This window comes from Hypericibacter adhaerens, from assembly GCF_008728835.1.
Classification (GTDB): domain Bacteria; phylum Pseudomonadota; class Alphaproteobacteria; order Dongiales; family Dongiaceae; genus Hypericibacter; species Hypericibacter adhaerens.
Genome location: NZ_CP042582.1, coordinates 4,468,694 through 4,489,991, shown reverse-complemented (window position 1 = coordinate 4,489,991; position 21,298 = coordinate 4,468,694). Strand labels below are relative to the sequence as shown.

General features: G+C 69.9%; 14 protein-coding genes. 7 read left to right on the top strand and 7 right to left on the bottom strand.

Features of this window, described 5'->3' with window-relative positions; translation table 11 throughout:
* Positions 1 to 12 precede the first annotated feature (12 nt).
* The 5 genes from FRZ61_RS20105 to FRZ61_RS20085 form a co-directional block, all read right to left on the bottom strand.
* Complete coding sequence (locus FRZ61_RS20105; RefSeq protein ID WP_151119409.1) at positions 13 to 4,104, bottom strand: O-linked N-acetylglucosamine transferase, SPINDLY family protein; 4,092 nt, start codon at positions 4,102 to 4,104, stop codon at positions 13 to 15.
* Positions 4,097 to 6,472, bottom strand: a complete 2,376-nt coding sequence (locus FRZ61_RS20100) for a tetratricopeptide repeat protein (protein WP_151119408.1) — start codon at positions 6,470 to 6,472, stop codon at positions 4,097 to 4,099. Before FRZ61_RS20100 ends, FRZ61_RS20105 begins: the two co-directional genes overlap by 8 nt.
* A complete protein-coding gene (locus FRZ61_RS20095; protein WP_151119407.1) occupies positions 6,469 to 8,250 on the bottom strand; it encodes a tetratricopeptide repeat protein in 1,782 nt (593 codons plus the stop codon). Before FRZ61_RS20095 ends, FRZ61_RS20100 begins: the two co-directional genes overlap by 4 nt.
* A gap of 61 nt (positions 8,251 to 8,311) precedes the next feature.
* Positions 8,312 to 9,241: an aminotransferase class IV gene (locus FRZ61_RS20090; RefSeq protein ID WP_191909120.1), complete on the bottom strand. Its 930-nt coding sequence runs from the start codon at positions 9,239 to 9,241 to the stop codon at positions 8,312 to 8,314.
* A gap of 112 nt (positions 9,242 to 9,353) precedes the next feature.
* Positions 9,354 to 10,496, bottom strand: a complete 1,143-nt coding sequence (locus FRZ61_RS20085; RefSeq protein WP_151119405.1) for an NAD(P)/FAD-dependent oxidoreductase — start codon at positions 10,494 to 10,496, stop codon at positions 9,354 to 9,356.
* A 353-nt stretch (positions 10,497 to 10,849) separates the two neighbouring features.
* Between FRZ61_RS20085 and FRZ61_RS20080 the strand changes: the two genes are divergently transcribed.
* From FRZ61_RS20080 to glcF, 5 genes are all read left to right on the top strand, one after another.
* Positions 10,850 to 11,815 (top strand): SAM-dependent methyltransferase, encoded by a 966-nt coding sequence (locus FRZ61_RS20080; protein WP_151119404.1) that lies wholly within the window; start codon positions 10,850 to 10,852, stop codon positions 11,813 to 11,815.
* A gap of 152 nt (positions 11,816 to 11,967) precedes the next feature.
* Complete coding sequence (gene ykgO, locus FRZ61_RS20075) at positions 11,968 to 12,093, top strand: type B 50S ribosomal protein L36 (protein WP_151119403.1); 126 nt, start codon at positions 11,968 to 11,970, stop codon at positions 12,091 to 12,093.
* Positions 12,094 to 12,331: 238 nt separating this feature from the next.
* Positions 12,332 to 13,819 carry an FAD-linked oxidase C-terminal domain-containing protein gene (locus FRZ61_RS20070; RefSeq protein WP_225309274.1) on the top strand — a complete coding sequence of 496 codons (1,488 nt, stop codon included), beginning with the start codon at positions 12,332 to 12,334 and terminating at the stop codon, positions 13,817 to 13,819.
* 6 nt (positions 13,820 to 13,825) lie between these two features.
* Entirely contained in the window at positions 13,826 to 15,067 is a 1,242-nt protein-coding gene (locus tag FRZ61_RS20065) for an FAD-binding protein (protein WP_151119401.1), read from the top strand.
* 8 nt (positions 15,068 to 15,075) lie between these two features.
* On the top strand, positions 15,076 to 16,404 hold the full coding sequence (gene glcF, locus FRZ61_RS20060) for a glycolate oxidase subunit GlcF (RefSeq protein ID WP_151119400.1): 1,329 nt from the start codon (positions 15,076 to 15,078) through the stop codon (positions 16,402 to 16,404).
* Positions 16,405 to 16,531: 127 nt separating this feature from the next.
* Here glcF and FRZ61_RS20055 read toward each other — a convergent pair whose 3' ends face one another.
* Positions 16,532 to 17,617: a M14 family metallopeptidase gene (locus tag FRZ61_RS20055; RefSeq protein ID WP_151119399.1), complete on the bottom strand. Its 1,086-nt coding sequence runs from the start codon at positions 17,615 to 17,617 to the stop codon at positions 16,532 to 16,534.
* 150 nt (positions 17,618 to 17,767) lie between these two features.
* Between FRZ61_RS20055 and FRZ61_RS20050 the strand changes: the two genes are divergently transcribed.
* Both FRZ61_RS20050 and FRZ61_RS20045 read left to right on the top strand, forming a co-directional pair.
* A complete protein-coding gene (locus FRZ61_RS20050; protein WP_191909119.1) occupies positions 17,768 to 18,364 on the top strand; it encodes a tetratricopeptide repeat protein in 597 nt (198 codons plus the stop codon).
* 99 nt (positions 18,365 to 18,463) lie between these two features.
* The gene (locus tag FRZ61_RS20045; RefSeq protein ID WP_151119397.1) at positions 18,464 to 19,183 is read left to right on the top strand and encodes a hypothetical protein; all 720 of its coding nucleotides are present in this window, start codon (positions 18,464 to 18,466) and stop codon (positions 19,181 to 19,183) included.
* A gap of 7 nt (positions 19,184 to 19,190) precedes the next feature.
* Here the strand turns inward: FRZ61_RS20045 and FRZ61_RS20040 are convergent, their stop codons facing one another.
* Positions 19,191 to 21,257, bottom strand: a complete 2,067-nt coding sequence (locus tag FRZ61_RS20040; protein ID WP_151119396.1) for a molybdopterin-containing oxidoreductase family protein — start codon at positions 21,255 to 21,257, stop codon at positions 19,191 to 19,193.
* Between the last annotated feature and the right edge of the window lie 41 nt (positions 21,258 to 21,298).

The following is a 21,298-nucleotide window of genomic DNA, read 5'->3' as shown; positions in this document are numbered from 1 at the left end:
AGCGCCGCGCGGTCAGGGCTCCGGGACATCGATCGGTGCCGGCGCGAGGCCGGCGCAATGGCGCCGCCACATCGCGCGATAGGCGGCTTCGAGCTTGCGGGCGAAGCGATCGGTATCGAACAGCGGTGCCGTCAGCCGGTTGGCGGCGAGCTTCGCCTTGAGGCCCGCGAGCGCCGCCGGATCGCGCCCGTAGCGCAGCACGATCTCGCGGTAGTGCCCGAGGCTTTCGGCGACCAGCTCCGGCAGCCCCACGGCCTGCAGCAGGCTCGCGGAGACGCGCGCCGGGAAATAGGCGCCCTTGAGCGTCACCACCGGCAGGCCCGCCCAGAGCGCGTCGCTGGTGGTGGTATGGCCGTTGACGATGCGCGGATCGAGCGCCAGGTCGGCGAGCCCGATCCGGCGCAGATGGCGCTGCGTGGTGGCGCGGCCGGCGAAGATCAGCCGCGCCGGATCGACGCCGCGCAGGGCGGCTTCCTTCTTGAGGTTGGGCTCGATGCCGTCATTGCCGCGCCAGAGCCAGAGCACGGCCTGCGGCAGCGCCTGCAGCAGCTCCATCCAGAGCCCGAACATGACGGGCTCGATCTTGTAACCCTGGTTGAAGCTCGCCAGCACCAGCGCGTTCTCCGGCAGGCCCTCGGCCGCGCGGCTGGTCGGTTCGGGCCAGATCGGCCGGTCGCGGTCATTGACCTGGTAGGAACCGGGCAGGCGGACGATCTGTTCCGTGAAATAGGATTGAGCTTCGGGCGGCGTCACGATCGCGTCGCCCAGCACATAATCGAAGAACCGCGCGCCGGTGCTGCCGGGGAATCCCAGCCAGGTCGCCTGCAGCGGGGCGGGCCTCAGTGCCGGGATCTCCAGCCGCGCGCCGTTGGTCCATCCCTTCAGGTCGACCAGGATGTCGATGCAATCCCCGGCGATGGCCTGAGCGGCGCGGCCGGGATCGAGCGCCGAGAGGTCGCGGAAATGATCCGGCTCCCGCTCGGCGGCGCGCCGATAGTCGGAATTGTCGGAAGGATTGGTCGCATAGGCGAAGACCTCGATCGCGCGCCGGTCATGGCGGCGCATCAGGCCGCGCATGAGCTGCATCGTGGCGTGGGCCGAGAAATCGCCGGAGAGATAGCCGATCCTGAGGCGCCCCTCGGGACTAGGGCGCGGCACGGACGGATAGGTCTGGCGATAAGGCGCCATACGACGCTCCATCGCCTCGGCCCAGGCGCGCGCGACCGCGGTGCAGATCTCGGGCTCCTCGACGAAAGCCAGCACCGCGAAGGGCGTGATCCCCGGTTGCCGTCCGTTCGCCAGCGCGCGGCTCGCCAGGGCCTTGAGGCGCGGCTTGATCTCCTCGAGCCGCGCCCAGTCGCCCAGATAGCCCAGCTCCAGCGCGCAATTGGCGGTCGCGACCTCGTCCAGCGGATCGATCGCGATGGCGCGCCGGTAGTACTCGACCGCCTGCGGCAGGTTCTTCTGCGCCCGCGCGAGATTGCCGAGCAGCCGATGGGCGTGGCGCGTGTTGGGATCGCGCGCGATCGCGGTCTGAAGCGCCACCGCCCCTTCTTCGGCGCGCCCTAGCGCCATCAGCGCATCGCCGCGCGCGGTCAGCGCGGCGGCGTGGAAGGGCTGCAGCGCCAGGGCGCGATCGGCGAAGGCGAGCGCCTCCGCCAGGCGTCCGTTCTGGCGCGAGAGGCGCGACCGCTCCGCGAGTGCATCCAGATCCTCGGGGTCGGCCGCCAGCGCCGCATCGAGCAGGCGCTGCGCCTCGTCATGGCGTTCGAGATCGATCAGAAGGCTTCCGAGGCGCGAGGCCAGCAGCGGATGGTCCGGCTGCTCGGCACGCACGGCCTCGAAGCTCTTCAGCGCGCCGGCGCGGTCGCCCTTCGCCGCCAGAATCACGCCCTTCTGGATCCGCGCCTCGAGGAAGCTCGCATCGTCGAACAGCGCCCGGTCGAGGGCGACGAGGGCCTGATCGTAGCGCCGCGACTGATAATGCGCGGCGGCCCTGGCGATATGATCGAGCGCGTCGGCCGTCCGGGCGGGCAAGGCCAGCTCGTCATAGGTCGCCACGGTCCGCCCGTCGCTCTCGAAACGGATGGCGGTCGCCGCCGGCGGGAAGCCCACGCGCAGGCGCGACATCATCGCGCTATAGGCCGCTTCGAGACCGCGCGCGAAGCGGGCGCTGTCGAAGAGCGGCGCGGCGGTGCGGTTGGCCGCGAGCCGGGCGCGCAGCGCCGCGAGCTTGCGAGGATGCCGCGCGAGCTCCAGCGCCAGGTCGCGATAGGCGTCGAGGCTGCCGGCCACCAGCTCCGGCAGGCCGATGGCGCGCAGGAGGCTGGCCGAGACGCGGCTCGCGAAATGGCGGCCCTCGAGCGCCACCACCGGGAGGCCCGCCCAGAGCGCGTCGCTGGTGGTGGTGTGGCCGTTATAGATGCGCGTGTCGAGCGCCAGGTCGGCGAGCTGCAGCCGGCGCAGATGCTGCTCCTTGGGCAGGCGCAGGCCGAAATGGAGCCGGGCGGGATCGACGCCGCGCTCGGCCGCCTCGCGCCGGAGGTTCTCGTCGCTCATGTCGTTCGGGCGCCAGAGCCAGAGCACAGCCTGCGGCAGCGTCTTCAGGAGCTCCATCCAGAGCCCGAACATGACGGGCTCGATCTTGTATCCCTGGTTGAAGGAGCAGAAGACGAAGGCATCGTCCGGCAGGCCGACCTCGCGGCGCGAAGCGGGCTCCGCGGCGATGGTCCGCGTCTCGTCGTTGGGCTGATAGCTGTCCGGCAGCCAGACCAGCCGTTCGCTGAAATAGCGGGCATCGGCGGGCGGCGCCACGGTGCGGTCGGCCAGGATGTAATCGTGATAGCGGCTGCCGATCGTGCCGGGGAATCCGAGCCAGGCGACCTGGATCGGCGCCGGGCGCAGCGCCGCGATCTCGAGCCGCGTCCCGGAGGTATGGCCGGTGAGCTCGACCAGGATGTCGACCTCGTCGGCGGCGATCCGCTCCGCCGCGCGGCGATGATCCAGCGCGCCCAGATCGACGAAGCTGTCGGCCGCCGCGCGAACGCGCTGGCGCATCGCGCTGTCGTCGGGCGATCCGTAGGCATAGGCATGGACGCGCACCGCCTGCCGGTCATGGCGCTCGAGGCAGCGGACCATGAGCTGCGCCACCGCATGCTCGCGGAAATCCCGCGACAGATAGCCGACGGTGATCGGCCCCTCGCGGCGCGGGCCGCGGCTGAGAACCAGGGGCGTTCCCGCCCGGCGCTCGGCCGCGCGCGCATGGAGCGCCGCGATGCGCAGATTGGCGCCCGGGTCGTCGTCATAGCCGACCATGGAGAGGGGCGTCTCGTAGAGCGGCCGGTTCAGGGCCAGCGCGTTCGCGCGCTGCCGCCGGACCTGCCGGAGCAGGGCCGGGGTCTCGCGCCAGTCGCAGGCCTGGCTCAGCTGCTGCAGCAGCCGGGCCGCGATCATCTCGTTATGGGGCTCGAGCCGCTGCGCCTCGCGGGCGGCGGCCAGCGCGTTGGTCAGCTCGCCCTTGAGCCAGAGCGCGCCGGCGAGATCGTTGAAGGTCTGCGCGCGCGGCTCGATCTCGGCCGAGCGCTGGAACAGGGCCACCGCCGAAGGCACGCGGGAGAGCGCCATCAGAGCCAGCCCCTTCTGACGCAGCGCCTCCGCATGATCGGGCGTGCGGTGCAGCAGGCGGTCGAGGGCCGTGATCGCCTCCTCATGGCGGCCGAGCTCGCGCAGGGCGGAGGCGAAATTGACGATGGTGGTGGGGCCGAACGGGTCGCGGGCGGCGGCCCGCTCCAGGAACGGCAGAGCTTCCGCCAGCCGGCCCTGGGTCGCGAGCAGCGATCCCAGATTGTGCTGCGCCTCGTTATGGTGCGGATCGATCGCGATGACGCGGCGCGCCATGGCGACGGCCGTCTCGACATCGTTCTGCGCGGCCGCGATCACGCTGGCCAGATGCAGCGTTTCGACATCGTCGGGCGCGCGCGCGAGGATCGCCTCGCAGAGCGCCTTCGCTTCCGAGCGCCTGCCGGCCTGGAAGGCGGCCACGGCCGCGGCCAATGTCGGGGAGGCCGCTGCCGCAGGCTTGTCGGAGGGGCCGGCTTCAGCCATGGCGGGCGGGAGTTCTGGGCAAGGGCTTCACATCGATCGGTGCCGGCGGCAGATTTGCCTCACGGCGTTGCCAGGCCGCCCGATAGACCGCCTCGAGATGCCGCGTGAAGCGGGGACTGTCGAAGAGCGGCAGGCTCGTGCGGTTGCGCGCCAGGCGCGCCTTGACGTTGGCGAGCGCCGCCGGGTCGCGGGCCAGCTTGAGGGCCGTGGCGCGGTAGGTCTCGAGATCGCCCGCCACGAGATCGGGCAGGCCGATCGCGGCCAGGACGCTGGCCGAGACACGCGCCGCATAATGGCCGCCGCGGATCGTCAGCACCGGCACGCCCGCCCACAAGGCGTCGCTGCTGGTGGTGTGGCCGTTATAGAGACGGGTGTCGAGAGCGAGATCCGCCAGCGCGAGGCGGCGCAGATGAACGGGTTTCTCGGGCCGGTCGGCGAAGACCAGCCGTTCGGGCGCCACGCCGCGCTTCGCCGCTTCGCGCTGAAGGTTGGCCGGCGCCGTCTCGTTGTGGCGATGGAGCCAGAGCACCGAATCCGGCGCCTCGCGCAGGAGCTCCATCCAGAGATCGAACAGCACGGGCTCGATCTTGTAGGCCTGGTTGAAGGAGCAGAACACGAAACCCTCCTCGGGCAGGCCGTATTCGCTGCGTTTGGCCCGGCCGGGCGCGATCGGCTGGCGGTCGTCGTTGGGCTGGAAGATCTCCGGCAGATAGGCCAGCTGCTCGCTATAGAGCGGCGCCTGCTCCGGCGGCGTGACGATCCTGTCGGTCAGGAGATAGTCGAAGAAGTCGCCGCCGCTGCTGCCGGGAAATCCGAGCCATCCCATCTGGACCGGCGCCGGGCGCAGGGCCGGAATCTCCAGGCGCGCACCCGTCGTATGCAGCGTCAGGTCGATCAGGATATCGACCTGGTCCTTGGCGATCCGCTCGGCCGCCGAGCGATGGTCGAGCTCGCGGATATCGATGAAGGCGTCGACCCCGTCGCGCACGCGTTCGCGCAGCGCGCTGCGGTCCTCGGGGCCGGTCGAATAGGCCCAGACCTCGAACTGCGACCGGTCATGCAGCTCCAGCGTGCGGACCAGGAGCTGCGAGACCGCATGGTTGCGGAAATCGGCCGAGAGATAGCCGAGCTTCAGGCGCTGGCCCTCCGAACGCGACCGATCGGCGAGAACCAGGGGCGTTCCGGCCCGCCGCGCGGCCTGCGCGCTCAAGGCCCGTGCGATCGCGGCATGGCGGGCCGGATCCTCGGCATGGGCGAGGCTGAGGAAGGCGGCCTCCTCGGGCGCGTCGCCCCGGGCCAGCGCCTCGTCGGTGAGGGCATCCACCAACGGCTTCAGGCGTTGTGCCTCCTCCCAGTCGCAAGCCTGCAGCGCCTGGTGGAACAGGCGCGGGATCGCCTGCGGATGGCGCGGCACCTTGGCCAAGGCGCGGCGGAAGCAGTCCGTCGCTTCCGCCACGCGGCGCAGCTCCGACAGGGCATCGCCCATCATCACCAGCGTGTCGGGATCCTCGGGCGCCGCGGCCAGCGCGAGCTTGAACTCGGCGATGGCCGCCTCGCGGTCGCGGCGCAGCAGATGGACCAGTCCGATGCTGCGATGGAGGCTGGTGGCGTCGCCGCCATTCTCGAGCGCCGTCCGGTAGTGGCCGATCGCCTCCTCATGGGCGCCGCCGTCGAGCGCCAGGGTGCCGAGGTTGAAATGGGCCGAGGCCGATCCGGGCTGCAGGGCGAGCGCGCGGCGCAGCACGAGCCGGGCCTCGTCGCTGCGCCGGCTTGCGCGCAGGGCGACGCCGAGATTGACCAGCGTCTCGACATGGTCCGGACGCAGGGCCAGCGCGCGGGCGAAGGCGCGCAACGCGCCCTCCCGGTCACCGCTCTGGAGACGCAGATTGCCGAGCAGGAGCTGCGCCTCGGCATTGTCCGGCGCCGCTTGCGTCGCGGTTTCGACCTCCGCTTTCGCCTCCTCGGCCAGTCCCAGCCTGCGCAGGCTGCGGGCCAGCATCAGCCGTCCGCCGATATGGCCGGGGGCGAGCTTCGCCGCCGCCTCCAGATGAGCGCGCGCCTCCGCATGGCGGTTCTGGTTCGCGAGCAGCGCCCCCAGGTTGCGGCGCCCCTCCGCATGGTCGGGCGCCAGCTTGATCAGGCGCTCGCTGGCGGCGATGGCGGTGCGCGTATCGCCGCTCATCGCGGCGGCGGCGGCATAGAGATGCAGCACGTCGCGATTGTCGGCGGCGACCTCGAGCAGGATCTTGCATTGCCGGCAGGCATCCGCGGCCCGGCCTTCCGAGAAGGCCCTGACCGCCGCATCGAACAGCGCCGACGGATCGCCGCTGACGGGCTTGGTTTCGGGCGGGGGTGCCTTCGCGTTCATCGCGGTGCCGCTCCCGGCCCGTCGACCGGCGGCGAGACGCGCTGCAGCGCCGCGCCGATCTCGGCGACGGGCGGCGCCCAATCTCCCGGGCTCTTCTGCCGGAACAGGCGCGCGCTCGGATACCAGGGGCTGTCGGCGCGGGCGAAGAGCCAGCGCCAGTCGGGAATGAACGGAATCAGGATCCAGACGGGCCGGCCGAGGCTGCCGGCGAGATGGGCGACCGCGGTGTCGACGCTGAGGACCAGATCGAGCCCCGCGATCACGGCCGCCGTGTCGGCGAAGTCGCCGAGCTCAGGACCCAGATCGAGGATGCGGTCTTGCCAGCCGTTGGCGGCGATCTCGGCCGCGGCCGGGCCCTTCTGCAGCGAGATGAATTGCGCCCTCGAACCCTCGATCAAGGGGCGCAGGTGCGCCAGATCGAGGGAACGGTTGCGATCGTTGGCGAAGCCGGGATTGCCGCGCCAGACGAGGCCGATGCGCAAGCCCCGCTGCCGGCCCGGCTCCAGCTTCGCGGCCCAGCTTGCGACCAGTCCGGGATCGGGCGCGAGGTTCGGGAGCAGGGGCGGCACGGTCTCGAGCCTCGTGTCGAACAGGATCGGCAGGTCCAGCAGCGGCACCGAGAGATCGGCGGCCGGCAGCGGCGATCCTTGCGGGACGACCGTGACGTTCTCGTGAAAGGGCTGGAACAGCCGTCGCAGGGCGGCCGGGCATTCGAAGATCACGCGCCCGCCGCGCGCGGCGGCCAGCGGCAAATAGCGCGCGAACTGGATGACGTCGCCCATGCCCTGCTCGGGATAGACCAGCACGGTTCGGTCCGGAAACGGCTCGCCGGCCCAGGCGGGACCCGGATAGCGCCTGGCGAGATTGGTGTGAGGCGCGAGATACCAGCGCGAGCGGTAGTCGCGCCATCCGTCGGCGAACCGGCCGAGCGTGAGCCGCATCAGCGAGATCGACAGCCGGGCGTCCGTGCTGTCCGGCGCCCGGGCGAGGACCTTCTCGAAATAGCCGATGGCCTCCTCGAAGCGGCCGGTCTGCCGGGCGAGCGTGCCCAGCTGGTGAAGCAGGACCGGATCCATGGGCGCATGGGCGAGCCGCGCCAGGATCGCCGTCGCTTCCGCGAGGTCGCCGCGATCGGCCGCGAGCAGTCCCTGCGCCGCGACCGGATGCGGGTTCTGCGGCTCGAGCTGTCGGGCGCGCGCCAGCAGCGAGGTGGCTTCCTCGATCTCGCCGAGCCGCCCGAGGGCCGAGCCCAGATTCATCAGCGCGCTGACGAAACCGGGCCGGCTCGCCAGCGCCCGGCGATAGAAGGGCACGGAGTCGGCAAGCGCCTCGCGCTTATGCAGCAGGCGCGCGAGATTGTAGGCGGCGTCGGCATGGTCGGGCCGGCGTTCCAAGGCGGCGCGATAGCTGGCCTCGGCCTCCGCGAGCCGGCCGCCCTGCTCCAGCATGGTGGCAAGGGTGAAGAGAAGATCGGCATTGCCGGGCTGCAGCGCCACCGCTTCGGAAGCGGCCGCGATCGCTTCGGCGGATCGGCCGGCGGCGCTGAGCACGATGGCGAGGTTGGCGCGAAAGAGCGGGACCCTGGGTTCGAGCGCACAGGCGCGCTCGATCAGCGGCACCGCCGCCTGCGGCGATCCCTGCTGCTGGCGGATCAGTCCCAGGAGATGGAGGCTCTCCGCGTCGTCCGGCCGCTGCGCCAGCCGGCGCGCATAGAGCGCCGCCGCATCGTCGAGCCGGCCCGCGCGATGCAGCGCCAGGCCCTGCTCGATCGACGGCAATGTCTCGTCCGTCGCCTTCGTCCCGGGAGGGGAGCCGGACACCGGGGCGGGAGCCGGAGTCTCAGCCCTCGATGCGACGCAGATATTGGCCGACGAAATCCATGCCAACCAATTCGGCGTAGGCGTCGATGAGCTTCTGGGTGACGGGGCCCGGGATGGCGGCCTCGGCGACCGCGCGGCCGTTGATGCTGCGCACGGGGCAGATGCAGAGGCTGGTCGAGGTGAGGAAGGCCTCGTCGGCCGTGTAGGCGTCGTAAAGATCGATGTCGCGCTCCTCGCAAGCGATCCCGAGCTTGGCCGCGAGCTCGATCGTCACGGCGCGCGACACGCCGGGCAGCACATAGCGCGATTGCGGCGTCATCACCACGCCGTCGCGCACCATGAAGAAGTTGCTGCCGGTGCCCTCGGCGATGTTGCCGGATTCGTCGAGCAGGATCGCCCAGCCGTTCGGGTTGCGCTCGCGGGCCTCGATATCGCCCATGGTGAGGTTGAGATAGTTGTGGGTCTTGGCGCGCGGGCTCAGCATGTCGGGGGCCGCGCGGCGCACCGAGGGCACCACCACCTCGATTCCGTCGCGGAAGAGCTTGGCGCGCTGCTTCAGCGGCAGGGGCTTGCATTCGACGATCACGGTGGGCGTGGCGTCGCTTTTCACCGTGAGATCGTCGGCCGGCACGCCGCGCGAGATGCGCTGGCTTACCCAGTAATCGTCGTCCCGGTCGAGCAGATGGCGGTTGCGCGCGAACACATCCTCGGTGATCGCCGTCATCTCCTTCGGCGAGAGGCCCGGATCGATCCGCAGATAGCGCAGCGAGCGGTAGAGACGGTCGATATGCTCCTTGAGGCGGAAGATCTTGTGGCCGAAGGAGCGCGCCGTGTCGAAGGCGGCGTCGCCGGCGATGAAGCCGCGATCGCGGAACGGGATCAGCACGTCGCTTTCGGGGACGATCCGGCCGTTGAAATAAGCGACCCGTTCATTGGCCAGCTGCGCCATCGCCTTCGCACTCCCGTTCGTTGCGGCCGGAGCCTTGCGTTCCGGACCGTCCATCCTGCGCCGGATCATAGGGATCGGGCGTCGGGGCCGGAAGGCCCGAACCGCCGAGGGATCAGCTTGCCGATGCGAGCCCCGGCCGGCGCGGCGCCAGGGCCGCGGCCGTGGCGCCCTGCTCGATCAGGTCGGCCGGCAGCGCATCGGCATCGATCAGGCCCTTGAGGCCGCGCGCCAGGGGCGACGCCAGCATGATGCCGTAGCCGCCCTGCCCGGCGAGCCAATAGAAGCCCGGGGCCAGCGGGTCGGGGCCGACCACGGGGCTGTGGTCCGCCACGAAGCTGCGCAAGCCGGCCCATTGATGCGGCAGGCGCCGGACCTGGAGCGTGGTGGTGCGCTCGAGCCAGTCGACCAGATAGGCCACGTCCATCTCGTCCGGCTGCGCATCGCAAGGCGGCGAGGGTGTCTCGTCGGCCGGCGAGACCATCAGCCGGGTGCCGCTGTCCGGCCGGAAATAATGCTCGTTGCTGCAATCGTCGAGCGCCGGCCATGACGCGGGATCGGCACCCGGCGGGAGATCGACGAGGATGGCGGTGCGCCGCTTGGGAACGAGCCCGACCGGCGGCAGGCCGGCGAGCGTCGCGACCTCGTCGGCCCAGGCGCCGGCCGCATTGACGAGGACGGGTGCCGTCGCCACGACATCGCCGGCGCGGATCTCCCATCCGTCCGGCCGGCGCTCGATCCGATCGGCCCGCGCGTCGCAGACGAGCTCGCCGCCACGATGGCGGAAACCGGTGAGAAAGCCCTGATGGATGCGCGCGACATCCATATCCTCGATGTCGGTCTCGTAAAGCGCGCGGGCGACGACCTCGCGCCGGAGGATCGGCACGCGGCGCACCGCTTCGTCGGGCGAAATCTCATGGATCTCATGACCCGGTCCCGAGAGGGCCAGACGCTCCTCGAAGATGGCATCGTCGGCGGGCCCGGCGATGGTGATCGCGCCGCGCGGCTTCGTCATAGGCTGGTCGGTGAAGCCCGCGGGCGGGCGATCCAGGAACGGGCGGCCCGCCAGGATCAGGGCCCGCACGACCGCGTTGCCGTAATTGGGCGTGTAGAGGGCGGCCGAGCGGCCGGTCGAATGGTAGCCCGGCCGCGATTCCGCCTCGAGCATCAGCACCCGCCGTCCCTCGGCCAGCTCGTAAGCGGCGGCCGCGCCGGAAATGCCGGCGCCGATCACGATGGCGTCGAAAGAACGGGGCATCAGGCGGGGGCTCCGGGGGTGGGGTTGCGATCGGGGGCGGCTTGCCCGCGACAGGCCATCGGTGCGGGGGGCCGACACTATCACGGTGCCGGCCGGCCTGACGAATGGGGCACCCTTATCTCACCGCGCCGCCGGAGAAAGCGGCGCTGTCCCGTGCGCCGGCCTGCGACGCGAGGCCGCGGATCGGGAGCCGCCGGTGAACCGGTATCGCCAAGCGTTTGTTGGGCAACGAATCAATCGATCGACTCCTCTATCCAAAGGTGTAATACGCAGGGTTTCCGGTGAAATGGCCGGTAGCCTTAACCCAGGTTTAAACGGGTCCAAGGGATACAGGAATTCCCAAGGATCCCGTCATGACCGCCCGCACCGCCACCGCACGAGCTCCCAAGCCGCCCTTCAAGCAGCGCTTCATGGCGTGGTGGGAAGGCGTGGAGGTGGACGAGCTCGACCCGGCGGAGCTGGCCAAGCGCGGGCCGCAGCAGAAAGACACGGTCCGCAAGGTCAAGATCGACAAGAAGCCCGCCCTCGAATGGGAGACCCCGCGGGTGAAGCTCCTGCAGACGATCTGGGGCCCCGGCTTCGCCATGCCGGGCGACAAGGAATTCTGCCTGTGGCTGGCCAAGCCCGCCGGGCTCAACCCGACCATGACGGTCGCCGAGCTGGGGGCCGGTCTCGGCGGCTTCGCCCGGGCGCTGCACGAGGAATTCGGGCTCTGGATCTCGGGCTTCGAGCAGGATCCGGAGCTGGCCCGGGCGGCCCAGGAATATTCGGTGATGGCGGGGCTGGGCAAGAAAGCGCCGATCTTCGGCTTCGATCCCGAGCTGATCGAGCTCCGGGAATCCGGCCATGACTGTATCTTCGCGCGGGACCTGTTCTACCGCGTCGAGGACAAGAACAAGCTGCTGCAGACCGTCGAGAAGGCGCTGAAGCCCCGCGGCCAGCTGCTCTTCACCGATTTCATCCGCGTCGGCCCGACCGACGAGATGCGGCCCACCTACATGGCCTGGCAGGCCGGCGAGCCGGATGGCACCGATCCCTGGACCCTCCCGAAATACAAGACCGCCTGCTCGGAACGACGGCTGGATCTGCGGGTCGTCGAGGACATCACCAAGCAGCTGCGCGGCACCGTCATCAAGAGCCTGGCCGATCTGCTCGAGAAGGCCGAGGTCATCAGGGAGGATCCGCGCATGGCCGAGCCCCTGGCCGAGCATGTCGCGCTCTGGACCCGGCGGGTGGCCGCGATCGACAGCGGCGACATCGCCTGCTTCCGCTTCCACGCCTTCAAGACCGGCGTCGATAAAATGCTGTCGGACTGGTAGGTTAGGGCCTGTCCCCCGCCGCCGCCCGGAACGGTTGACAGAGCCCCCTCGGCCCCACTATGTTCCGGCGCCTCGCGTGGGACGGCATGGCCCTGACGGCCGGTTCGATCGCGCTCCGGAAACCTCGAGACGTTGCCCAAAGGACCGCCATCATGAAGGTCGTCAATTCGCTGAAGTCGGCCAAGAAGCGCCACAAGGACTGCCGCATCGTCCGGCGCAAGGGGCGCGTCTACGTCATCAATAAGACGAACCCGCGCTTCAAGGCGCGCCAGGGCTGAACCCGGCGCTTTTTCGCGGCTGCCCTCTTTAGCGAGGGCGCCGGCGCTTTCCTTCCGTTCCAGACTGTCTCGCGCGGCCGCTTCAGCGGCCGTTGTCGATTCTGCCGTCCGACGAACGGTTCCGCGTTCCGTTCCGGGCTTTCGGATATCACGGGGACCGGTCCGGATCGGCTTGCAGCCCAACCAAGCTGGGGCCAGAGTGCCCGGCGGGAGAGACGCGGAGCGCCGATTCATGTCGTTGAAGATGCCGGAGCCCGATGCGGCCATCATCCAGCGGCGGCGCGAGATCGCCGCGGCGCTGGGCCGCTTCCTGCCGCCGGACGCCATCGTGGTCGAAGAATCGATGCGCCGCGCCTATGAGAGCGACGGGCTCAGCGCCTACCGGCAATTGCCGCTGCTCGTGACCCTGCCCCGCACCACGGCCGAGGTCGCGGCGATCCTCTCCTTCTGCCAGCGCGAAGGCATCAAGGTGGTGCCGCGCGGGGCGGGCACCAGCCTCAGCGGCGGCGCCCTGCCGCTCGCCGACGGCATCCTGCTCGGCATGGCGCGCTTCAACCGCGTGCTCGACATCGATCCGGTCAATCGCTGCGCCGTGGTGCAGCCCGGCGTCACCAACCTCGCCATCAGCGAGGCGGTCAGGCCGCTGGGCTTCTATTACGCGCCCGATCCCTCGAGCCAGATCGCCTGCACCATCGGCGGCAATGTGGCCGAGAATTCGGGCGGCGTGCATTGCCTCAAATACGGCCTCACCACCAACAATGTGCTGGGTGTCGAGATGGTGCTGATCGACGGCACCGTGATCCGGCTGGGCGGCAAGCATCTGGATGCCGCGGGCTACGATCTCCTCGGCGTCGTGATCGGATCGGAGGGGCTCCTGGGCGTCGTGACCGAGGTCACGGTGCGCCTCCTGCCGCGGCCCGAGACGGCCCGCGCCCTCCTGGTCTCCTTCCCCACCAACGAGCAGGCCGGCGACTGCGTCTCGGCCGTGATCGCCGCCGGCATCGTGCCGGCCGGCATGGAGATGATGGACCGCCCCGCGATCCATGCCGCCGAGGCCTTCTGCCAGGCCGGCTATCCGCTCGAATGCGAGGCGCTGCTGATCATCGAGCTGGACGGGCCCAAGGCCGAGGTCGACGAGCTGCTGGAGCGGGTCGAGGCGCTGGCGCGCGCGCGCGGCGCCACCTCGATCGCCATCAGCCGGACCGAGGAGGAACGTCTGCGCTTCTGGGCCGGCCGCAAGGCGGCCTTCCCCGCCGTGGGGCGCATCTCGCCCGATTATTACTGCATGGACGGCACCATCCCGCGCCGCGAGCTGTCGCGCGTGCTGACCGAGATGCGCCGCCTGTCGGAGCATTACGGCCTGCGCTGCGCCAACGTGTTCCATGCGGGCGACGGCAACCTCCATCCGCTGATCCTCTACGACGCCAACAAGCCCGGCGAGCTGGAGCGGGCCGAGGCCTTCGGCGCCGACATCCTCAAGCTCTGCGTCGAGGTCGGCGGCGTGCTCACGGGCGAGCATGGCGTGGGCGTCGAGAAGCGCGACCTGATGGGCGTCATGTTCGACGAGGCGGATCTCGCCCAGCAGCAGCGTCTCAAATGCGCCTTCGACGAGGGCGGGCTGCTCAATCCCGGCAAGGTCTTTCCCGAGCTCCATCGCTGCGCCGAGCTCGGCAAGATGCATATCCATGGCGGTCGGCTGCCCCATCCCGATCTGCCGCGTTTCTGATCCCGCATGATCGAGACCATCCGGCCCCTGAATATCGAGGAGCTGCGCGCCGCTGTGGCGGGTGCGGCGGAGCGCGCCCTGCCGCTCGAGATCCTGGGACGCGGCAGCAAGCGCGATCTGGGCCGCCCCGTGGAGGCCCAGGCCGTGATCGACCTGTCGCGCTTGGCCGGCATCCGGCTCTATGAGCCGGAGGAACTGGTGCTGAAGGCCGGTGCCGGCACCAGCATGGCCGAGATCGAGGCGGTGATCGCGCAGCGCGGCCAGGTGCTCGCCTTCGAGCCGCCCGACCTGGCGCCGCTCTATGGCGGGGCCGCCGGCAGCGGCAGCATCGGCGGCACCATCGCCTGCAATCTCGCGGGGCCCCGCCGCCTCAAGGCGGGCGCCGCGCGCGATCATTTCCTGGGCTTCGCCGCCGTGTCGGGTCGCGGCGAGATCTTCAAGGCCGGCGGGCGCGTGGTGAAGAACGTCACCGGCTACGATCTGCCGAAGCTGCTCGCGGGCTCGCATGGCACGCTCGCGGTGATGACCGAGGTCACGCTGCGCGTGCATCCCGCACCCGAAACGGTGCGTACCCTGATCCTGGTGGGGCTCGACGATGCGCGCGCGGTCGAGGCCATGGCCGTGGCGCTCGGCAGCCCGCACGAGATCTCGGGCGCTGCGCATCTGCCGCCGGGCGAGGCGGGCTCGAGCGCGGTCGATCGCATCGCCGAGACCGGCACGGGCGTCACGGCGCTGCGCGTCGAAGGGCCTCCGGCCTCGGTGAGCTATCGCGTCGGTGCGCTCGAGGCCTGGCTGCGGCGCTTCGGGGTGCCGAGCCTCACCCTCGATCCCGCCGAATCCGCGATCCTGTGGCGCGAGATCCGCGACGTGCGCAGCTTCGCCGCAGCGCGGCTCGATCCGCGCATGCCGCTCTGGCGGCTCTCGGTCCCGCCCAGCGAGGGGCCTCGCATCGTGGCCGCGATCCAGGCGGCAAGGCCCGGCGCGCGCCATCTCTATGACTGGGGCGGCGGGCTCGTCTGGCTGGCGCTGCCGCACGCGCCCGATGCCCACGCGGGCCTGGTGCGCGGCGCGCTCCAGACGCAGGCGGGTTCCCAGGCTGGCCATGCGACCCTGATCCGCGCCGAGGCATCGGTGCGCCGCGCGGTGCCCGTGTTCGAGCCGGAAGCGCCGGCGCTCGCGGCCTTGAGCCGGCGCGTGAAAGCCGCCTTCGATCCGCTCTCGATCCTCAATCGCGGGCGGATGGGCTAGGTCCTTCGATGCAGACCAACTTCACCCTGGCGCAGCTCGCCAATCCGGACATCGCGGCCGCCGAGCCGATCCTCAGGGCTTGCGTCCATTGCGGCTTCTGCACCGCGACCTGTCCGACCTATGTGCTGCTGGGCGACGAGCTCGACAGTCCGCGCGGTCGGATCTACCTCATCAAGGACATGCTGGAGAACGACAAGCCGGCCGACAAGGACACGGCGCTCCATATCGACCGTTGCCTTTCGTGCCTCTCCTGCATGACGACCTGCCCCTCGGGCGTGCATTACATGCATCTCGTCGATGTGGCGCGCGCCCATGTCGAGGAGACCTACGAGCGGCCGCCGCGCGAGCGCTGGATGCGCGCGGCCCTGCGCTGGCTCCTGCCGCGGCCCTGGCTCTTCGGGCCTGCCTTGATGCTGGGCCGTTGGATGAAGCCGCTCCTGAAGCGGCTGCCCGCGCCCCTCGACAGCTGGGCCGAGATGATCCCCTCGCGCCGGCGGCAAACCGCGCCGGCCTCGTCGGCGCGCGATCTGGGCCAGGCGCGGATGGAAGCGGCGCAGAGGGAAGGCGGGGCCGTACGCAAGCGCGTGGCGCTGCTGGGTTCCTGCGTGCAGCAGGCCATGGCGCCCGAGATCGATGCGGCGACCGAGCGGCTGCTCGCGCGCCATGGCGTCGAGCTGGTGGCGGCACCGGGCTCGGGCTGCTGCGGGGCGCTTGCGCATCATCTGGGCGAGGAGGGCGAGGCCAAGTCGCGCGCGCGGCGCAACATCGCGGCCTGGGAGCGGCTCATCGAGACGGGTCCGCTCGATGCGATCCTGGTCAACGCGTCCGGTTGCGGCACCGTGGTCAAGGATTACGGCTTCATGCTGCGCACCGATCCCGCCTGGAAGGAGCGGGCGGCCCGGGTCAGCGCGCTCACGCGCGACATCACCGAGTTCATGGCCGAGCTCGGGCTCGACACCGCGATGCCGGCGCCCGACTACCAGCCGGGGCTCGAGGTCGCCTATCACTCGGCCTGCTCGATGCAGCATGGCCAGCGGGTGAAGCGTCCGCCGGTCGAGCTCCTGGCCGCCGCGGGCTTCGCGGTCAAGGAGCCGGCCGAGGGCCATCTCTGCTGCGGCTCGGCCGGCACCTACAATTTGCTGCAGCCGGAGATCGCCACCCAGCTCGGCCGGCGCAAGGCCGGCCATCTCGCCGCCACCGGTGCCGCCATCGTCGCCACCGGCAATATCGGCTGCATCGCCCAGATCGCCCGCCACGGCACGCAGCCCGTGGTCCATACGGTCGAGCTGCTCGACTGGGCGACCGGTGGACCGAAGCCGGCGGGGTTGCAACCATGATTGTCACCCCCGCGCCCGGGTCCGGCCGTAGGCCGGCCCAAGCGTAAACTCCAGCGGGGGTCCCTGGTTCGGCTCGGCGCGTTGGATCGAGGTGGATCCCCGCTTTCGCGGGGATGACGTCGGGGGCTTAGCTCTCGCTCAATCCCTTCAGCATCCTGCGCGCCACATCCTCGCCGCGCTCCCAGACCATCGCCTTCCAGTCGTCCTTGTCGGGGTAGAACGCATCGCGGATCTGCTGCTTGATCTCGCGGCCTTGCGGTGAATCGAGCCGGCCATGGGTATGGAGCCAGTTGTCGGCCCTGACCGCGTCGATCATCGCCTTGAGCGGCAGGGTGCCGTATTCGAGCGTGACGCCGCTGACGGCGACGTCCGGCATGGCGCGCTCGATGCCGCTGAGCGTGTCGCCGGTGGTGACCGAGGAGGAGGAATCGCCGGTGGCGTAGGACGTGGCCTCGCCGCCGAACCAATCCTCGATCCGGGCGAACCCGGGCGCCTCCGGCACATGGCCGTTCATGATCTCGCCATAGCCATAGGGCCCGAGCCCGCTATGGAGGTCGATGACGGCGACCTGCCGCGCCTCGCGGGCGATCTCCTGCGAGAGCCGGGTCAGGAGCCGGTTCGACCAGCTCGCCGCCCGCCCGCCATAGAACACGCCCTCGGCGTGGTTGTATTGCCCGGCCGTGACCGCGGCTTGGAGCGCGGCAGGACCATGCTCGGCGCCATAGGCCTGGAGCCGAGCATCGGCCTCGCGGCGTCCGGAAGGCGTCCAGGCGCTCGGGCAGATGGAGTCTTTCAGCGCGTCATAGCCGGGATTGCGCGGATGCGGCCGGGCGTGATCCACGAAATTGCGATTGAGATCGATATTGTCCTCGTTGGTGCGCCGCAGCCAGGCGAAGCCGTAGGGATTGAGGGCGTGGAGCATGACGCAGCCGACGCCGGCCGGCAGCGACCGCAGGACACCGCTCTCGATCAACCCGGTCTCGATGCCGGAACCCAGGAACCCTTCGACCCCATGGGTTCCCGACTTGATCAGCAGGACCCGCTCCGCGCGCTCGGGCCCGAATCGGGCGGTGTCGGTGAAGAGCCCTTCGCCATCGGGACCGCTCGCGGGGTTTTGATGATGGGCGAGCCGGGCGCCCGCGGCCTCCGCCGCGGCCAGGAATTTGGCGCGGGCTTCGCCATAACGGGCTGAAAAGTAAACCGATGCCGACAAGGGCGACCTCCAAAAGAGAGCAGGATCGCGCCACTTTCATCCCGCATCGCCGGGCCGGCAAGAGCCCCGCCGCCATTGGAGCGGAACCCAGCGCGCACCATACTATAATGGGTCGTCATGATAGGGCGGCGGCGCATAAGGCATCGAACGATGACAACCGGTTCATGGCTTCGTCGGCTCTGGGGCGCGCAGCGGTGGGCAGCCGGGCTGGGCCTGGCCGTCGCGCTCGCTGCGGCAAATTCCGCGGGCGCGTTCGCCGATCAGAAGGATCCGCGCCTGCCGGAGCTATTCGATCTGCTGAAGAAGGCGCCCGATCCCGGATCGGCCCAGCAGGTCGAGCAGCTGATCTGGGCTCTCTGGTTCCACTCCGACGATCCGGAGGTGGTCAAGACGATGAACACCGGCGTCACCGCCATGTCCCAGTCGAACTTCCAGCGCGCGATCGAGGCCTTCCATCATGTGACCGAGATCGCGCCCGATTTCGCCGAAGGCTGGAACAAGCTGGCGACGGTCCATTACCTGGTCGGCGACTACCAGGATTCCCTGGACGAGATCGGCCATACGCTCGAACTCGAGCCGCGCCATTTCGGCGCGCTTTCGGGGCTCGGGCTGGTGCAGGCGCAGCTCGACCATACCGAGCAGGCGCTCGACGCCTTCGAGCGCGCGCTCGATGTCTATCCGATGATGCAGGGTGCGCGGATCAACGCCGAGACTCTGCGGAAGGAATTGCAGGACAAGGGAATCTGACAGGCTCCGGCTCTGGCCGTTCCTAGGCCGCGATTCCCAACGCCGCCTTGCCGCCCGGCGCGCGCCCATGCCACACTCCGGCCCCGACCGGAGGAGCTCATGCGTCACATTTTCATCGCCGTCGCCATGCTTCTCTTCTGCGCAACCCGCCAAGCGGAGGCCGACGACGTGCAAGCGACCCTGACCCAGCGGCTCGAGGCCTATTACGACGCGCAGCGCGCGGGCGATCTCGACAAGGTGCTCCAGTTCATGGGCCAGGAGCAGCGCAAGCTCTACAACGAAGAGGTCGGCAACGATCCCGACAAGAAGAAGATGGCGACGGAGTGGATGCAGAAGACCGCGCCCCGGAGCTTTACGGTCGAGAAGATGACCGAAGACAAATCCGCCGGCACCGTCAGCCTCCATACCGTCAACGAGGTGATGGACGAGGGCAACCTCGCCCATGTCGAGATGCAGACCGACTTCGCCAAGGAAGGCGGCGACTGGGTCATCACCGGCGTGGTCTATGGCATGAACCGCGACGCCATCAAACGCGCCGCCAACGACGATCCCGAACCCGACGACGCCTATGATACGGACAGCTCGCTCAATATCGGCGGGCCGGTCATCCGCGTGGATTACCAGAAGGACTACACGCTGATCGTGATCCGCGTGCTCGACGAGGAGCACGACCTGTTCCTGCCGCCCAAGGCGAAGCTCAAGGCCATGGGCGTCGATCCGGCCAAGCTGACCGAGGGCACCATCGTCAGCGGCTATGGCAGCACCAGCCGCAACGACGAGTTCAAGCACCGCATCGACGAGCTGGAGATCCAGGAGTAGCTATCGTCTACTTTGCCGGCACGGCCGCCTTCGCGGGCGACGCGACGCCACGCCCCAGCGGCACCAGCCGCACCTCGACACCATGCACGGCCGAGCTTTCGCCCATGTCGCTCTTGTGGCCGGGGTTGAGCGCGTTGATGTTGGCGTGGCCGGCGAGCGCCTTGGGCCAGCGGCTCTTGGAGCCGAGCAGCACGCCGGGCGGGACCAGGGCCGCCACCTCCACATCCATCTCCAGGCGCCCGGTCTCGTTTTCGAGCCGCACCCGGTCGCCGCTCTGGAGGCCGAGCTTCGCCGCGTCCTGCGGGTGGATCGCGATCCGCTCCGGCCCGAGCTTGGCCTGGATGGCGGGATCGTTGCCGTAGCTCGAATTCATCAGCCAGAGATTGGCGGGCGAGAGCAAGCGATAAAGGCCGGGCGCCGGCCGCGCATCGACCGTCGCTTGCGGCGCTGCCGGATGGCCGTCGGCCGCGGCTGCTTCGCTTGCGATCTCGATCTTGCCCGAGGGCGTCGGGAACTTCCCGTCGGCGAACTGGGCGACCGGTTCGTTCCACACATCCACCGTCGCCTTGGCCTGGAGCTCGGCGAAACCGCCGGCGACCCCGCAAGCCTTGGCGGCGCGATCGAGGATCGGCGCGTCCGGCTCGGTGAGGGCGGGCTCGGTGAAGCCCATCGCCAGTGCGAGGCGGCGGAAGATCTCCTGGTTGGGCAGGGCTTCGCCCATCGGCGCGAAGGCGCGGCTCTGCGCCGAGAGCGTCAGGTTGAAGTAGGAAGAGACGATGTCGTCGAACTCGAGGAAGCTCGCCGCCGGCAGCACGATGTCGGCGAACTCGGCGCTGTCGGTGCGGAAGAGGTCGATCACCACCGTGAAGAGGTCTTCGCGGGCGAGCGCCCGATGGAGCCGCGCCTGGTCGGGATTGGAGGCGGCGATGTTGATGTTCCAGCAGATCAGCGCCTGGATCCGGTCGCGGGTCTCGAGGGCGGTGCAAAGATCCATATGGCTGATTGCATGGCGCGGCCGGGTGCGCAGGCCGGGGCGCTCGATATCCTCGCCGTCGATGCCCTTGCGCGCACCGCCATTGAGGAAGAGGAAACCGGCACCGGGCTTGCCGATATTGCTCGTCGCTGCCGGCAGCAGCCCCACGGCGCGGAAGATGTTGCCGCCCTGCGGCTGGCGGCAGAGGCCCTGCCCGAGCCAGAGCAGGGAGGGGCCGCGCCCATAGATTCGCGCGGCCTGTTCGATGAGGGCGGCCGGCACGCCGGTCTGCGCCTCGCCCCAGGCGGGGGTGCAGCGATCGAGCTGCGCCTCGATCGCCTCCCAGCCGATGCTGTTCTGGGCCAGATAGGCGCGGTCGAGCAGCCCCTCGCGGCGGATCACATGCAGCATCGCGAAAGCGAGCGCCGCGTCGCTACCGGGGAAGGGCTGGAGATGGAGATCGGCCTCGGCGGCGGTCGCATGGCGGACGGGATCGATCACGATCACCTGGCCCGGCGCCTCCTTGAGCCAGTGCTTGTGCGCGTGCGGCGCCGAGTGCGAGGGGTTGGCGCCCCAGACCAGGATGCAGGCGGCGTCCTTCGCCATGCGCGGATCGAAACCCACGGCCGAGGTGCCGTAGAGATAGCCGAAGGCGACATGGGCCGAGAGATTGCAGATCGAATCCGGCTCGATCTCGCTGGCCCCGAGCTTGTTGAAGAAACGCATCGGGAAGGCGGTCGCGAGCAGCGAGCAGGTGCCGGTGTAATGGCAGTGATAGATCGGCTCGGGGCCGCTCTTGGCGACGATGCCCTTGAGCCGCGCGGCGATGGTCGCCAGCGCCTCGTCCCAGGAGATCGGCTGGAATTGCCCCTGGCCCTTGGGACCCACGCGCTTCAGCGGCTGCAGCAGGCGCTGATGCGGGTCGCGCCAGGCGCCGTTATAGGCGATCGCACATTTACCGCAGAGCGCGCCGCGGCTCACCGGGTGATCGGGATCGCCCAGCACCTTCGCATGGTCGCCGCGCTTGACGACCGCGATGCCGCAGCTGTCATAGCAGTCGCGCGGGCAGGTGGTGCGGATGATGGTCTTCTCACCGGCCATGGAACGGCCCTCTCCCGCCGTTTCGTGCGGCACCGTTGACG